10 protein-coding genes and 1 pseudogene are annotated in these 14,033 nt (G+C 54.4%); 6 read left to right on the top strand and 5 right to left on the bottom strand.

Features of this window, described 5'->3' with window-relative positions; translation table 11 throughout:
* Positions 1 to 197: 197 nt before the first annotated feature.
* Both ACTH3S_RS06860 and ACTH3S_RS06865 read right to left on the bottom strand, forming a co-directional pair.
* Complete coding sequence (locus tag ACTH3S_RS06860; RefSeq protein WP_441808272.1) at positions 198 to 1,652, bottom strand: hypothetical protein; 1,455 nt, start codon at positions 1,650 to 1,652, stop codon at positions 198 to 200.
* Entirely contained in the window at positions 1,649 to 1,789 is a 141-nt protein-coding gene (locus tag ACTH3S_RS06865; protein ID WP_441808273.1) for a hypothetical protein, read from the bottom strand. The genes ACTH3S_RS06860 and ACTH3S_RS06865 overlap by 4 nt, the downstream gene beginning before the upstream one ends.
* Before the next feature lie 148 nt (positions 1,790 to 1,937).
* Between ACTH3S_RS06865 and acnA the strand changes: the two genes are divergently transcribed.
* Positions 1,938 to 4,706: an aconitate hydratase AcnA gene (acnA, locus tag ACTH3S_RS06870; protein WP_441808274.1), complete on the top strand. Its 2,769-nt coding sequence runs from the start codon at positions 1,938 to 1,940 to the stop codon at positions 4,704 to 4,706.
* A gap of 58 nt (positions 4,707 to 4,764) precedes the next feature.
* Here acnA and ACTH3S_RS06875 read toward each other — a convergent pair whose 3' ends face one another.
* Entirely contained in the window at positions 4,765 to 6,759 is a 1,995-nt protein-coding gene (locus tag ACTH3S_RS06875; RefSeq protein WP_441808275.1) for an ATP-binding protein, read from the bottom strand.
* Complete coding sequence (locus ACTH3S_RS06880) at positions 6,756 to 8,543, bottom strand: ATP-binding protein (RefSeq protein ID WP_441808276.1); 1,788 nt, start codon at positions 8,541 to 8,543, stop codon at positions 6,756 to 6,758. Before ACTH3S_RS06880 ends, ACTH3S_RS06875 begins: the two co-directional genes overlap by 4 nt.
* A gap of 102 nt (positions 8,544 to 8,645) precedes the next feature.
* Here ACTH3S_RS06880 and ACTH3S_RS06885 point away from each other — a divergent pair, with 102 nt between their 5' ends.
* The 5 genes and pseudogenes from ACTH3S_RS06885 (at position 8,646) to ACTH3S_RS06905 (ending at position 13,138) form a co-directional block, all read left to right on the top strand.
* Positions 8,646 to 10,301 carry a diguanylate cyclase gene (locus ACTH3S_RS06885; protein WP_441808277.1) on the top strand — a complete coding sequence of 552 codons (1,656 nt, stop codon included), beginning with the start codon at positions 8,646 to 8,648 and terminating at the stop codon, positions 10,299 to 10,301.
* 28 nt (positions 10,302 to 10,329) lie between these two features.
* Positions 10,330 to 11,481 (top strand): HDOD domain-containing protein, encoded by a 1,152-nt coding sequence (locus tag ACTH3S_RS06890; protein WP_441808278.1) that lies wholly within the window; start codon positions 10,330 to 10,332, stop codon positions 11,479 to 11,481.
* Positions 11,468 to 11,869 (top strand): response regulator, encoded by a 402-nt coding sequence (locus ACTH3S_RS06895; protein ID WP_441808279.1) that lies wholly within the window; start codon positions 11,468 to 11,470, stop codon positions 11,867 to 11,869. Before ACTH3S_RS06890 ends, ACTH3S_RS06895 begins: the two co-directional genes overlap by 14 nt.
* A gap of 41 nt (positions 11,870 to 11,910) precedes the next feature.
* On the top strand, positions 11,911 to 12,231 hold the full coding sequence (locus ACTH3S_RS06900; RefSeq protein WP_441808280.1) for a DUF2288 domain-containing protein: 321 nt from the start codon (positions 11,911 to 11,913) through the stop codon (positions 12,229 to 12,231).
* Positions 12,231 to 13,138, top strand: a pseudogene (locus tag ACTH3S_RS06905) (lysine exporter LysO family protein). Before ACTH3S_RS06900 ends, ACTH3S_RS06905 begins: the two are co-directional and overlap by 1 nt.
* A 47-nt stretch (positions 13,139 to 13,185) precedes the next feature.
* Here ACTH3S_RS06905 and ACTH3S_RS06910 read toward each other — a convergent pair.
* The gene (locus ACTH3S_RS06910) at positions 13,186 to 13,992 is read right to left on the bottom strand and encodes a TatD family hydrolase (protein ID WP_441808281.1); all 807 of its coding nucleotides are present in this window, start codon (positions 13,990 to 13,992) and stop codon (positions 13,186 to 13,188) included.
* Positions 13,993 to 14,033: the final 41 nt, after the last annotated feature.

Consider the following 14,033-nt stretch of genomic DNA (forward strand, 5'->3'; position numbering starts at 1 on the left):
TCGAAAAACTAGAGATGGCGCCTAAAGCCCGCCACTATCGTCAGTTGCTTCAGGCGACTTGACGCAGCTTGGGGCCTGTGAGGGCAGAGCACCCCAAAACCGTGCGGAGCCATGGATGGCGGAGCCGAGCGTACAAGGACGTATTCACAGCGTGTTTTGGGGTGCTCTGCCCTCATAGGCCTTACTCCTCAGCTTCCCTAATCTGGCGTTGCGAATGACGCTTTGGGGCCTTTTAGAAGTTCCCGCTTTTCAGCTTGTGCCAGAAACACCGGAATCTGTGCATGCAACGGATGGCTAGCACAACGCTTCTGAATAAACGTCAGGAAGGCCGAAGCCTTCTCCCACTGATTCATACCATTTGCTAGCGTTTGTGCAACCAGCAAGTACGCTGGGGCAAGCTCCTCGCTATCTGGGAAGCGTTTGTGGAAATCCTGCAACAGCCGCAAAGCTTGCTTGAAGAGACCGCGGTGATAGAGGCATTGAGCACAGCGGACAGACAGCGCTGCGTCATCCAGTTTGAAACCCGGTTCAGCCTGATCAAGCATGGCAAGCACTGAGGCTATGCCGTCACCGTCGTTCCGGTCGGCCAGCCAGCCCAGAATTCGGGGGTGGTATTGGTAAACCTCAATCCCATCGTTCCGGGCAACCAGCAGCTGATAGAGCTGTTCGATGCGCACCGGATCAAGGCGATTCTGCTTCAGTGATTCCTTCAGCATGCCTTGAACGCGGTCGTAGTTGCCGTCTTTCACGTTCATATCAATGTCTGCATCAAAACGGGTGCTGCGATCCCGCTGGTGCATATCCATATCTGAAGTTTCATCTTGAATATCCGCCGCAAACCCCAGCTCCTCCTGATACTGAAAAAGCAGGTAACCAAGCATATTGAACAGAATCAGCGTGAAGGTACTGTTGAGAAAACCGGACAAGGGTTGTGATAACCAGAGCGGGAATTGGTTGATGGCAAAGTCTTGAGCCATGCCGGAGGCCAAGAGGAGCAGGATCAAGTAGCCGTACAGCAGAAAGTAGGGGGTGCCGATGCGTGAAATCAATACTGCGAGATTCATCGGGTTTACGGCGGCGCCCACAGAGCGTTCCATGGCTAAAACCATAATGCTGGCGGGCAGTGCCAACACCACAAAGGCCAGTGTTAGCATCATTAGCAACGGCCCACCCATCTTGGCTGCCAAGCCAACCAGCCCGCCCATCACGATGAAAACCAGAAGCTGGAGAATGACAATATTAAACCCGCTGCCTGTGAAAGCGACAGACACGGAGGGTGGTTTCAAGTGGCCTTCAGCGGTGTGATTGATTACCGCATAGGTGTACTTGAACAACGCCAGTGCCAGCAGCAGCCAGATCAGGAGTCCGATCAGATTGGCGGGCGCAACAATGGGAACAAGGGTGCAAATGGCAATGACGATTAACGGATCGGAATGGAACGGGTAACGAAAAAACGACCCGATTCGATTCCAAAAAGGTACAACCTCGGTTGCGGCACCCATATACCGCATGGCTTTGCTGCATTTGGGGCACAGCGCTCTGCGCTGTCGGGTATCCGCATCTGGCATGCAGCGGGTGCAGTAGTGAACCTGGCATTCGCCGCAGTGCCATTTGGCAGGGTTGCCTGGGTGGTAGTGACAATCGTGTTTCACGGTAGGGGCTTGTCCTGATCCATCAGAAAACTGAGTAACAATAATGCCAGATGTCCCGCTAGATCGCAGCAAACCTGTTGCCAGTTCGCTTCACGAACGCGCAGCAACTGAGTATTCAGCCCGCGAATCCCGAACATTCACCAGATCATGGTTGAACTCTGGCTAAACGGTGCAATAGTTATATAAGACTTCACATTCCCTCATTTATGCGCCAGCCTGATTGTTTACTGTCGCAGCGAGCACCTGAAGCTGTGCTCAGATCACAACGAATAATGGAGGCACAGTATGTCGAACGATAACCTTGGAAAAGACAGCCTGAATACGCTTAGTGACTTGAGCGCGGGCGGAAAAACATTCCATTATTACAGCCTGCCCAAAGCGGCAGAGTCGCTTGGCGATCTAAGCCGTTTGCCATTTTCACTGAAAGTGCTTCTGGAAAACCTGTTGCGTAATGAAGATGGCACAACGGTAGACCAGAGCCACATCAATGCCATGGCCCAGTGGCTGAAAGACAGGCACTCAGAGACTGAAATTCAGTTCCGCCCGGCCCGGGTGCTGATGCAGGATTTTACCGGTGTTCCCGGTGTGGTTGATTTGGCCGCCATGCGTGAGGCCGTTAAAAAGGCAGGCAAGAACCCCGCACTGATTAACCCTCTGTCGCCTGTGGATCTGGTGATTGATCATTCGGTGATGGTTGACGAGTTTGGTACGCCCACCGCTTTTTCCGAGAACGTATCCATCGAGATGGAGCGTAACCAGGAGCGTTACGAATTCTTGCGTTGGGGGCAGCAGGCCTTTGATAATTTCCGCGTGGTTCCGCCGGGGACTGGCATCTGCCACCAAGTAAACCTTGAGTACCTGGGTAAAACCGTGTGGTACAAAGAGCAGGGCGGTAAAACCCTGGCCTACCCAGATACGCTGGTTGGAACAGACTCACACACCACCATGATCAACGGCTTGGGTATTCTTGGCTGGGGTGTTGGCGGTATTGAAGCAGAGGCGGCGATGCTCGGGCAGCCTGTATCCATGCTGATTCCGGAAGTGGTGGGCTTTAAGGTTTCTGGCAAGCTGCGCGAAGGCATCACTGCTACAGATTTGGTGCTGACCGTCACCGAAATGCTTCGCAGCAAGGGTGTGGTTGGCAAATTTGTGGAGTTCTATGGCGATGGCCTTAAGGACATGCCCGTGGCAGATCGTGCCACCATTGCCAATATGTCGCCTGAGTATGGCGCCACCTGTGGCTTCTTCCCGGTGGACGAACAAACCCTTAACTACCTGCGCCTAACCGGCCGAGAAGATGAGCAAGTAGAGTTGGTAGAAGCTTATGCCAAAGCCCAGGGCCTGTGGCGTGAACCTGGCCACGAGCCGGTTTATACAGCCACCCTGGAGCTGGATATGAGTGAGGTGGAGGCAAGCTTGGCTGGGCCGAAGCGTCCTCAGGACCGGGTTGCCTTGAAGAACATGAAATCCACATTCGAATTGTTGATGTCAACAGCCGAAGGCGTGCCAGAAGCATCTGATACCCGTGAGAGCAATCTGGAATCGGAAGGTGGCCAGACAGCGGTGGGTGTGGACAACAGCTACCATCACCCATCAAGCCAGCCCCTGGAGCTCAATGGCGAGAAAACGCGGCTCGACCCGGGCGCGGTGGTGATTGCCGCCATTACCTCTTGCACCAACACCTCTAATCCCAGCGTTATGATGGCAGCCGGTTTGGTTGCCCAGAAGGCCGTCGCCAAAGGGCTGACAACCAAGCCTTGGGTGAAAACCTCACTGGCACCAGGCTCTAAAGTGGTCACTGATTACCTGCGTGTAGGCGGTTTTCAGGATGATCTAAACGAGCTTGGGTTTAACTTAGTAGGGTACGGTTGCACCACCTGTATTGGTAACTCTGGCCCGCTGCCAGATGCGGTTGAAAAAGCCGTTGTGGATGGCGACATCACCGTCGCATCAGTGCTCTCTGGTAACCGTAACTTTGAGGGCCGGGTGCACCCCTTGGTGAAAACCAACTGGTTGGCATCGCCCCCCTTGGTTGTGGCCTATGCTCTGGCCGGTAACGTGCGGCTGGATTTGGATAAGGAGCCACTGGGCAAAGACAACGAAGGCAACCCAGTATTCCTGAAAGACCTGTGGCCTAGCCAGAAAGAAGTGGCCGACGCGGTAGAAAAAGTGAAAACCGACATGTACCGCAAGGAATACGCCGAAGTGTTTGATGGCGATGACACTTGGAAGGCCATCAAAGTACCTGAGAGCAAGGTTTACGAATGGTCTGATAAGTCTACGTACATTCAACACCCGCCATTCTTTGAAGGCATGGGCGAAGACCCGGAGCCGATTGAAAACGTGAAGGATGCGCGCATTCTGGCGCTGCTGGGTGATTCCGTAACCACCGACCACATCTCACCGGCCGGCTCGTTCAGTGCGGATTCTCCGGCGGGTAAATACCTGCAGGAGCACGGAGTGAAACCGAAAGATTTCAACTCTTACGGCTCTCGCCGCGGTAACCACGAGGTGATGATGCGTGGCACTTTTGCCAACGTGCGCATTCGCAACGAGATGCTGGACGGTGTCGAAGGTGGTTTCACTAAGTTTGTGCCCACCGGCGACCAAATGGCGATCTACGATGCCGCCATGAAATATCAGGAGCAGGGCACACCGCTTGTGGTCATTGCCGGTAAGGAATACGGCACAGGCTCTAGCCGAGACTGGGCGGCCAAGGGTACGCGGCTGCTGGGTGTTCGGGCGGTTGTGGCGGAATCCTACGAGCGGATTCACCGTTCCAACCTGATCGGCATGGGCGTTATGCCTTTGCAGTTCCCGGAAGGTACGGACCGCAAGAGCTTGAAGCTTACCGGCGAGGAAACCATCTCCATTGATGGACTGTCCGGTGAGATTAAACCAGGCCAGACCCTGACCATGACGGTAACCTACAAAGACGGTTCTACCGAAAGCTGTGAGCTGAAGTCGCGGATAGATACGGCCAATGAGGCTGTGTATTTCACCCACGGTGGCATTTTGCACTATGTGGTGCGTGAGATGCTCAAGTCTGCCTGAGCCACTGTTCTACTGGTTCAGATAAAAACCGGCAGCCCGTTTAGGGCTGTCGGTTTTTTTATGGGTTGTTGTTTGCGATCGGTAGACGTATCCAGAAGGTAGCACCCTGGCTCGGTAACGACTCAAAACCGACGTCGCCCGCCATCATGGTAATCAGCTCCCGTGTTATGGCGAGGCCAAGCCCGGTTCCGCCTTGGCTACGGGTGTCTGAGCTGTCTGCCTGGGCAAAACGCTGGAAAATCTGATCCCGGAAAGCTTCCGGAACACCCTGTCCGCTGTCTCGCACGGCAACAGTGACGGCTGGCTTGCCTTCGAATACTTGGTGCCGAACAGAGAGCTCTACTCGACCGCTGTCTGGTGAGAATTTTACCGCGTTGGAAATCAGATTGTTCAGCGCCTGCTGCAGCCGTTGACCGTCTACGAAGACGGCAGTCTCCGGAGTGTCGGGGATAAGGTGGATGTCGACAGTGCGCTGCGCGCCATAAGCTTGATTGGTGCTGACCGCCTGCTCAAGCAGCGGCTGTAACGGTTGCCGCTGCATGTTGAGCTTCAGTTTGCCTGCCACCAGCTTTTCGATATCCAGAAGATCATCGATTAACGTTGCCAGTTGTCGTGCATTACGCTCGGCAATGGCCATCATATCTTGCGCTTTTGGAGGAAGCGCTCCTGCGGCACCGCCTGCCAGCAGCCCGATGGCGCCCGCAATAGAGGTGAGGGGTGTTCGCAGTTCGTGGCTGACGGTAGACACAAACTGATTTTTTATGCGTTCCACTTTTTTACGCTCCGAAATGTCCTCCAGCAAAATCCAGAGCAGTTTTCGCTCCGAAGAATCGCGTATCAGCATGCTGTGAACGATCGCTGGGTAGCTGGCGCCCTTGCAGTCGATTATTTCTTGCTCAAGGGGGCCGAAATAGCCCTTCTGCCTTAACTGTTCCAGAACTTCGGTTCGCAGGGATGTGTGGCTTGGGGAAAGTAGCTGGCGGTAGCTAAGTTTCAAGAACTCGTCTTTTTGATAGCCGGTCGACTTGAGCATGGCAGCATTCACGTCGATGATTGTCGCCGTCTGATAATCAGCAAGAATGATACCGGTTGGTGCGAGTTCAAACAGGCGCCGAAGCTGCTGTTCACTTTCCTGTAGCCCCAGTAGTGCCCGTTTTTTATCATCGATATCTTCAAGGTAGCCATGCCAGATCACGCTGTTATCGGGGAGTTTTTGTGGCGTTGAGTTACCCTCAATCCAGCGCCAGCTGTGATCCTTTCTGCGCATCCTGAATTGGATCGACCAAGTGCATAGCTGACTTGCAGACTCGTCAATCGAGGCTTTTACAGCGGGTAGGTCATCGGGATTGATCATCGCAAACAACGCTGCCGCATCCTCTCGTGCCTGCGCCTGGGTCACACCGAACATGCGCTCAATTCCCTTGCTGCTATAAGGGTAGTTCATGCGTCCATCCGGATAGAGGCGAAATTGGTAAAGCCCGCCGGGTACCAGGTCTGCTAACTGTTTGAGCATTGCCAGGGATTCATTCTGTTGCTCTAGTTCCTGCTCTCGATAGTGAATGGCCAGTTCGCGAGCGCTGATCTGCTCTTCGACACAGTCGGCCAGGTCCCGCAGAAACTGCCGATCTTCTGCGCTCAGCGTGCGTGGTTTACGGTCGATGACGCACAACGTGCCCAAGGCATGATCGTCCGCGCTGTATAGCGGTGTGCCAGCATAAAAGCGAATGTGCGGGTCGCCTGTCACCAGGGGGTTATCAAAGAAACGCTCATCTTCCCGCGTATCCTCAATCACCAGCTGTTGCCTGCCTAAAATGGCGTGGCTGCAAAACGAGATACCTCTGGGTGTTTCGCTAACCCCCAGCCCAACGCAGGACTTAAACCACTGCCGGTCGCGGTCGATCAGAGAAATCAGAGCGATGGGCGCATCCAGCAGCCTTGCGGCTATGCGCGTGAGTCGGTCAAAACGTTCTTCTTGAGGGGTGTCCAGAATTCGTAGTTGGTCCAATGCCGTTTGCCTGGCGCGCTCATTGGTAGGTAAATCAGGTGTTTTCATGATGCCTGGCCCTCCGGGTGAGAGGTGTCGCCGATGGGTAACTCAACCCAGAAGTGCGCGCCGCCACGGTTAAAGAATCCGACATCGCCGTTCAGCAGACCAGCAAGCTGGCGGCTGATCGCTAAGCCGAGACCAGTGCCACTGGTTGCGCGGGTTGTGCCTACTTCTGCCTGGGCAAAGCGATCAAAAAGCTGATGCTTGAATCCGTCTGGTACGCCTTCACCTTCGTCGTTGACTGTAATGCGTAGCCGGTTGTGATCCGTTTTTTCGGCCTGGATGGTGACCAAGCCGTTCTCTGGCGAGAACTTGATGGCGTTGCTGATGAAGTTGTCCAGAATTTGCCGTAACCGATGGCCATCTGTTTTTAAAAGCACGTTAGGGATGTCGCCTGTGATCAGTCTGGCGCCAGATTCCCGGGCCATGGTTTCGTTGCTACTGACGGTTTCTGTGAGTAATTCCCGCAGATCTTCAGGCTGCAGGCTCAAACGCATTTTATTGTTTGAGAGTTTATTGAAATCGAGCATATCGCCGATGAGCCGTTGCAGACGTTCGCCGTTGCGTAAAGCCAGTGTTGTCATCTCTTTGGCGCGTTCGGGGAGTTCGCCCGTGGTGCCAGACTGGAGCAGCCGCAGGGCGCCATTCATTGAGGTCAGCGGCGTTCGCAGTTCATGGCTGACATTAGACACAAAGTTGTCTTTGAGTTGGTTGTTCGCGTCTCGCTCATCCATCAACTGGTTAAAGGCATGTGCCAAGTCACGCACTTCAGGCGCTCCCTGCTCTTGAAGGCGACGGGAGGATTCGGGCTTCTGGATCATGGAGCGTATCCGGCGGGTCATCTGAGTAAGGGAGGCCGTCGTTGACCGAAGCGCCACATAGGTCAGCAACAATATGCCGAGCGTTACGCCTATGCTGATCAAAAAGAATCGGATGAAGGACTGTTCTGCGGGGGCGGTCGCAAGCGATTTCGGAACGGCGCGAATAAATAACCAACCCAGACGCTGCAGATGGTTGGTTGCATAGATCAACGTCTCACCTGATGCGTTTTCAACCTCCCCAAAACGGATGCCTGACAGGGCTGCATCTATCAGTAAGTTTTCTCCCGGGTCTGGCAGGTCCTCAATAACTCTCCCCGGGCTGGAGCCTTCTACAAATAAGAAGTTGTCTGTGTCTACAACCAGAAAAATAGCGTCTTTACTGGCATCGCTTCTTATGTACTCGGGTATCAGCACCGTGTGATCCATGCGCAGGGCGCCACTGAGAAGACCGAGCAGTTCTCCGCTGTCACTTTTGATCGGTACAATAAACATCATTAGCGGCACACCGGTTGACCGGCCGATAACGGGGCGGGAGATCATTGGGCGCTGAATTTTAATGGCCTCTTTCCAGTGGGGCAGGTCACCAAAATAAGTGCCCACTCTGCCCGGTACATAAATATTCTCCGCGAGGCTGGTTGCGTTTGGCGACATAACATTCAGGCTGTGGGGGAACAACTCTCTCAGTTTTTGCTGTTTTTTTAGTAGCTTGGTAAGTTGTTCCGGAGACAGCAGCTGACCGTTATCAGTTAAAAGGGTGGCAAACTGATCCAGCACATTGATGCGAAGCTCCAGGTTCTGGCTGACCAGGTTGGAAACCCGAGCGGTTTCGCTGGCCTGTTGCGCTGACAGATTGCTTTCGAAATCTTCCAGCAGTGCCCCGTAAGCGGCATAGATCACAGAGCCCACGGTTGCCAGGCTGCCAAGTATTATGATTACAGCAAGGCGGGTACCTAGGGAAAAATGGCTCAAAACGTGCTCCTGTCTGGCTATTTTCTGGAAAACTTGCTTTGATTGAACATTGATTGAAACAGAATTCACAGCGTTAACGCGCGTTAATCAGCAAGAGCCTTTATGCCTCAAAGCCCTTCTTCCGAGGTGCGAAAAAAACTGGAGATTCTTCGTAATCGTTTCCAGAATAAAACGATACGTGAAATTGAGGGACTGGTCGCCAGTATTTTTCGCGCATCCGAACACCCTGAAGCCACCGAGGAGCTGGTCGTTGCTTATCAGCTGTTGCACAGGCTGGCAGGCTCGGCGGGCACCTTGGGCTTTACTCAGCTTGGAGAGCAGGCCCGGAAGCTTGAGATTGCACTAAAGCCGCTGGCTGATCAGGTTACGGCGGGCGCAGACAGCGGTCGTATTCAGGTTCAGCTAAAGCGATTGCTGGCCGATGGTTATGCCGAGGTTTTCGTTGGCCTTGGCAGTCTTTTGGGTGCAGCCGAGCCAATATCAACTGGCTGGCATCAACCCAAGCCGGCTGAGGCTGGTAACCAGCCTGTGTTGTTGATTCTAGAGCCCGATCAGGAGCTTGCAGAGCTGATATCGCAAGGTTTGGCTCTGTACGGGTATCGGTTGCGCAGCATATGTAATGGCCAGCAGTGGCACAGCGTGGATGATGTTGATCTGGTCATGGTAAGGGAAACGCTTCTTCAGGATGAGGGGGCATATTGGCTACCTAGGCTGCACGGCGTTCCAGTGATTTGTTTCAGTGGTGAACATGGTTTTGCCACTCGTTACCAACTGGCGTGCTTGGGTGTTGATGCTTGCCTTGATGAGCCCCAAGATATTCCTGCCCTTGCCGATCGGATAGAGCAGCTTCTGGCTGAAGGACTGGCAACGCTCACCGGCCGGGTGATGATTGTGGACGACGACAGCGAACTGCTGGAGCACTATCGGGTCGTTCTTACCAGCGGTGGGCTGCAGGTGCGGGCGCTCAACGACCCATCACGCCTGCTGTCGGAGCTGGCAGAGTTCCGGCCGGACATTTTGCTCATGGATGTACAAATGGGGCGCTACGAAGGTCCGGCTTTGGCCCGAATGGTACGGTTTCAGGCCGAGTGGCTGAGTCTACCTATTATTTTCTTTTCATCGGAAGAAGATCGCGATCTGCAGCTGGATGTGCTTGCCCGTGGCGGTGATGATTTTGTTACCAAGCCGGTATCTGATGAGTTTTTGCTGCGCACCGCGAGAATACGCTGCTATCGAGCCCGACAGCTCGGTAAACTGGTGTCCCTTGATAGCCTTACTGGCTTGTTAAAACACGCGCTCGCCAAAGCAGAACTGGATCGCGAACACGCACGCTGTGCCCGCAACGGCCATGATTCTGTTGTGGCTATGCTGGACTTGGATCACTTTAAACAGGTCAACGACTCCTACGGTCACGGCACCGGGGATATGGTCATCAAAGCCCTATCCAACCTGCTTCGCCATCGGTTACGCAATACGGACATTATTGGCCGTTATGGCGGTGAAGAGTTTGTTGTTGTGTTGCCCGAGTGCTCGTTGGACAAAGCCGTTGAAGTGCTTGAGGCGCTGAGCCAGGATTTTGCTCAGCTGGTGTTTAACGGTGGCAGCGAGGAATTTTCGGTCAGTTTCAGTGCCGGTGTGGCCACACTGAACGGGTATAAATCTGGTGGACAGGCCATTGAGGCTGCAGACAGAGCTCTTTACCAGCGCAAGCGCGCAGGGCGTAACGGCGTAACCGTGGCTTCAGCGGATCTGCCGTGACCTTTAACTGCAAACCGAGAGCGTCGCAATGCATGTGTTGATTCTCGAAGACGATGAGCTGATCGGCGACTTGCTGGAGAGCGTTGTAGCGAGTGCATGCTCCGGTGCAAGAATTCGCCAGTGCACGTTGGTACAAACTGCGCTCAGTGCGTGGGAAAAACAGCCGGCAGATCTGATTATTGTCGACTGGAATTTACCAGATGGCTCGGGGCTTGAGTTGGTTCGGGCGGTAAGGAAAACCAGCGCGCATGTGCCGGTGCTTATGATCAGTGGCCGTGCGGACCGCGATTCCATTTTGGCCGCCGCCCATCTGGGTATCAATGGCTACATGAGTAAGCCATTCCAGGTAAGCGCTCTGCACCAAAGGCTGACAGAACTGGTGCCGGAATCCACCGCTCGTGGCAGCAGAGAGAGCACCTTGGATGAGAAGATGGAGGCGGCCTGTAATTCTGCAATCCAGTTGCCGGGCCAGATTGACGCCGCCGCGGTTCTGACCCTCATGGAAAAACGCGACGAGCTGGACGCCGGGACACTTGCGGAACAATGGAAAAAAGAGCCGTCTCTGAGCGCCAAGATGCTGGATGTAGCCAACAGTGCCTCTTTTCGCCGTTCAGGCACGTCGGTAAAAACGCTACGAGATGCGATCAGTGTGATTGGTATTGCAATGGCATTGAATCAAGCGCTGGCGTTATCTCTGGATATTGCGGGTAAACTCTCTTGCTTGCGCCTGTCGGAACGAGCGCGCCTTGAACAGGAGCAGGCGTTGCGAGTTGCAGCGGCTGCCCGCGCGTTGGCTATAAGGGTGGGCGATAAGCCGGCAACCTACTACACCGCAGGCCTCTTGAGCCGGGCCGGGGAGTTGGCGGCGCTGAAGGTTCTACAGAACCAATGCGACCAGAGTGGTGAGCCGCCGGAATTTGAACAGATTGATACTGCTATTGCCGGTTGGGCAGAAAAACTGGGCAATCGAATCAAAGTGCAGTGGCGCTTGCCGCTTGATCTCAGGGAATTAATTGGGGCTGTGTATTTTGTGAGCAGAAGCAACGTTAGCCGGTCGAAACTGGTGATGCGAACAGCAGCCCTGCTGGCAGCCGATCAGGCTGATGGGCCTGAGTGCCGCACATTACTGCGACGGCTGGGTATTGAACATCGAGAGGAAAGCCGGGATGGCGCCAGATAACAGTCTTAAACGTATTTTGATGATTGAAGATGAGCCAGACATCCGGGCGGTCGCGGAATTAGCTCTGGAAGCTATTGGTGGGTTTGAACTCACGGCCTGTGAATCGGGGCAGCAGGGGTTGGAGCAGATAGATGCGTGCCAGCCTCAGCTCATTGTTCTGGATGTCATGATGCCAGGCATGGATGGACCGGCAACTTTGAAGGCCATCCGACGTTTACCTGGCTATGCGGCGACACCGGCGGTATTTATGACCGCGAAAGTTCAGAGCGACGAGGTTCAGAACTACCTGGCACTGGGTGCCGCCGGCGTGATTCCCAAACCGTTTGACCCTCTCTCGCTAGCCGACCAGATAAGGGAGATCTGGAACGAGGCCTGCGCAATCGGTTAAGATCTTGCCAGTTTATACTGTCACTATCGCAAAAGGCTGTCATGTCGTCCTCTCAGAATAACGATGAAATCAAAACCAAGCTCAACCTGGAAACCTCCCGCATACGGTGGCATGAGCTGCAAACTTACTATGCCCGAGGGCAGGTTGTGCGCGTTGGTAAAAATTTGGATCTGCTGGAGGTGGCTTCCGAGCTGACAGCGGATAACCGCGTCCGCTTTGAGCAATGGCTTGGCGCCGACGATGTAGGTGACGTATCCCCGGATTTAGCCCGAGCCTGGTACGACCGCAATGCCGAGCTATGGGCTGTGGTTATTGCGCCTTGGGTGTTGGTACAGGATCGCTCTGACCCCTCGGTGCACTGATGTTTACCGACGCATTTCTCATTCTTGCCCCGCTGTTTTTGGGGTTCGCCCTGCCGCTTGAAAACCGCCGATTGATGACGGCTATTCATTACTTGGTGGAAGCTCTGGTGTATTTCATTCTGGCGCTTCTGGGGCTTGCGTTGGGTCAGATGGAAGGGCTGGCGAGCCAGCTTGGAACCATGGCCGGCCAAGTGTCGGCTCTGGTGGCGGTTTTGTTTGTTGCCAACATGGCGGGGCTTTGGCTGTTTCATCGCTGGCGGCCCATGAACCCGGAACAACAGGGCGCAGCCTCTGGCAGTACCGGCTACGTGCGGTTATTCATGGCCGCACTGAAGCCGCTGCTCGCCGTGCTGGCGGGCTTGTTGCCCGGCTATTTCCTGTTGCCCGACCTGCCGCAAGCAGAGCAACTGGCCACCTGGTCTTTGATGCTGCTGCTGTTTCTAATTGGCCTGCAGCTGCGTAATGCCGGGCTTTCCTTGCGCAAACTGTTGATGAACACCCAGGGTTTGGGTATTGCGGTGGCCATTGTAGTCAGCTCTTTGCTAGCAGGGGTGTTGTTGGTCCCGGTGCTGGGGCTGCCGTGGCACGATGTGTTGGCGCTGGCCTCGGGGTTTGGCTGGTATTCGCTCTCCGGCATTGTTGTGGGTGATGCCCTGGGCCCCGCCTGGGGCGGTGTGGCGTTTCTCAACGACGTACTGCGTGAAATCATCGCCCTGGCCATCATTCCCTTGTTGATCGGCAGCCAGCCATGGCCATTGGCTATGGAGGGGCAACATCCATGGACTTTACGCTTCCGGTTATTCGCAGCAATGGTGGCCTTGGCTGTGTGCCTGTGGCGATTGCCTCAGGCTTTTTGCTGTCGTTTTTATCGCCAGTGTTTATGGGCGTTTTTCTGTCTCTTGGGTAGTGGTTTAGCTCCACAGCTCAATGTAGAGGCTGGAAAACGCGCTGATATCACACTGGGAAAAACGTTCGCAGGCTGTTTTGGTAAGTTTGAACAATCACCTCTTCCAGCGGTAGGTCTTTCACTTCCGCAATTTTTTCAGCGACGAAAGGCAAATAGAAAGGGGCGTTTTCCTTGCCACGATAAGGCACGGGCGTGAGGAACGGAGCGTCGGTTTCCAGAAGTATCTGACTGATAGGGGCCATGCGCACAATATCCCGCACGTTCTCTGCCTTATTGAACGTGGTAATGCCGTTAAAGCCGAGGTTCCAGCCCTGATCTAGTGCGTACTGGGCAAGGCCTGGGCCGGAGGTGAAGCTGTGGATAACACCACGGCGCTTGAGGGACTGCTCGAATTCTTTGAGTATAGCGATGGTGTCTTCGTCTGCCTCACGGCTATGGATAACCACCGGACGGTCGTTGTCACAGGCAATTTGAAGCTGGCTCCGGAAAACCTCACGCTGGACGGCTCGATCGGCTTTTTCATAAAAATAGTCCAACCCTATCTCGCCAATCGCAACGATCTTATCGTCTTGGGCGTGGCTACGTATTTCTTCTTCTACGGTATCGCTGTAGCTCTCCGCTTCGTGGGGATGAATGCCCTGGGTGCCGTAAAGCCATGGGGCCTTGGTGCTGAGTTCACGTACATGTGCCAGGTTGCCCGGTGCCACAGCGATGGTAATCACCCGCTCAATGTTCACTCGCCGGGTTTGTTCCAGGGTTTCCTCTAGAGGTCTATCCTTGAGGTAATCCAAATGGCAGTGAGTTTCGATAATTGGGTGATCGAATACGGGAATCTCGCGACGTTTTTTACTCATGGACAGGTGCTAGGCTCCAATACGGGCAGTCGAATTGACTG

Source organism: Marinobacter sp. (genome assembly GCF_052094685.1).
In the GTDB taxonomy this organism is placed as follows: Bacteria; Pseudomonadota; Gammaproteobacteria; order Pseudomonadales; family Oleiphilaceae; genus Marinobacter.

Coding starts and splice junctions, on each gene's coding strand:
- ACTH3S_RS06865 (WP_441808273.1), bottom strand. CDS start 1,789: ATGTTCGGGATTCGCGGGCTGAATACTCAGTTGCTGCGCGTTCGTGAA.
- acnA (WP_441808274.1), top strand. CDS start 1,938: ATGTCGAACGATAACCTTGGAAAAGACAGCCTGAATACGCTTAGTGAC.
- ACTH3S_RS06875 (WP_441808275.1), bottom strand. CDS start 6,759: ATGAAAACACCTGATTTACCTACCAATGAGCGCGCCAGGCAAACGGCA.
- ACTH3S_RS06885 (WP_441808277.1), top strand. CDS start 8,646: ATGCCTCAAAGCCCTTCTTCCGAGGTGCGAAAAAAACTGGAGATTCTT.
- ACTH3S_RS06890 (WP_441808278.1), top strand. CDS start 10,330: ATGCATGTGTTGATTCTCGAAGACGATGAGCTGATCGGCGACTTGCTG.
- ACTH3S_RS06895 (WP_441808279.1), top strand. CDS start 11,468: ATGGCGCCAGATAACAGTCTTAAACGTATTTTGATGATTGAAGATGAG.
- ACTH3S_RS06900 (WP_441808280.1), top strand. CDS start 11,911: ATGTCGTCCTCTCAGAATAACGATGAAATCAAAACCAAGCTCAACCTG.
- ACTH3S_RS06910 (WP_441808281.1), bottom strand. CDS start 13,992: ATGAGTAAAAAACGTCGCGAGATTCCCGTATTCGATCACCCAATTATC.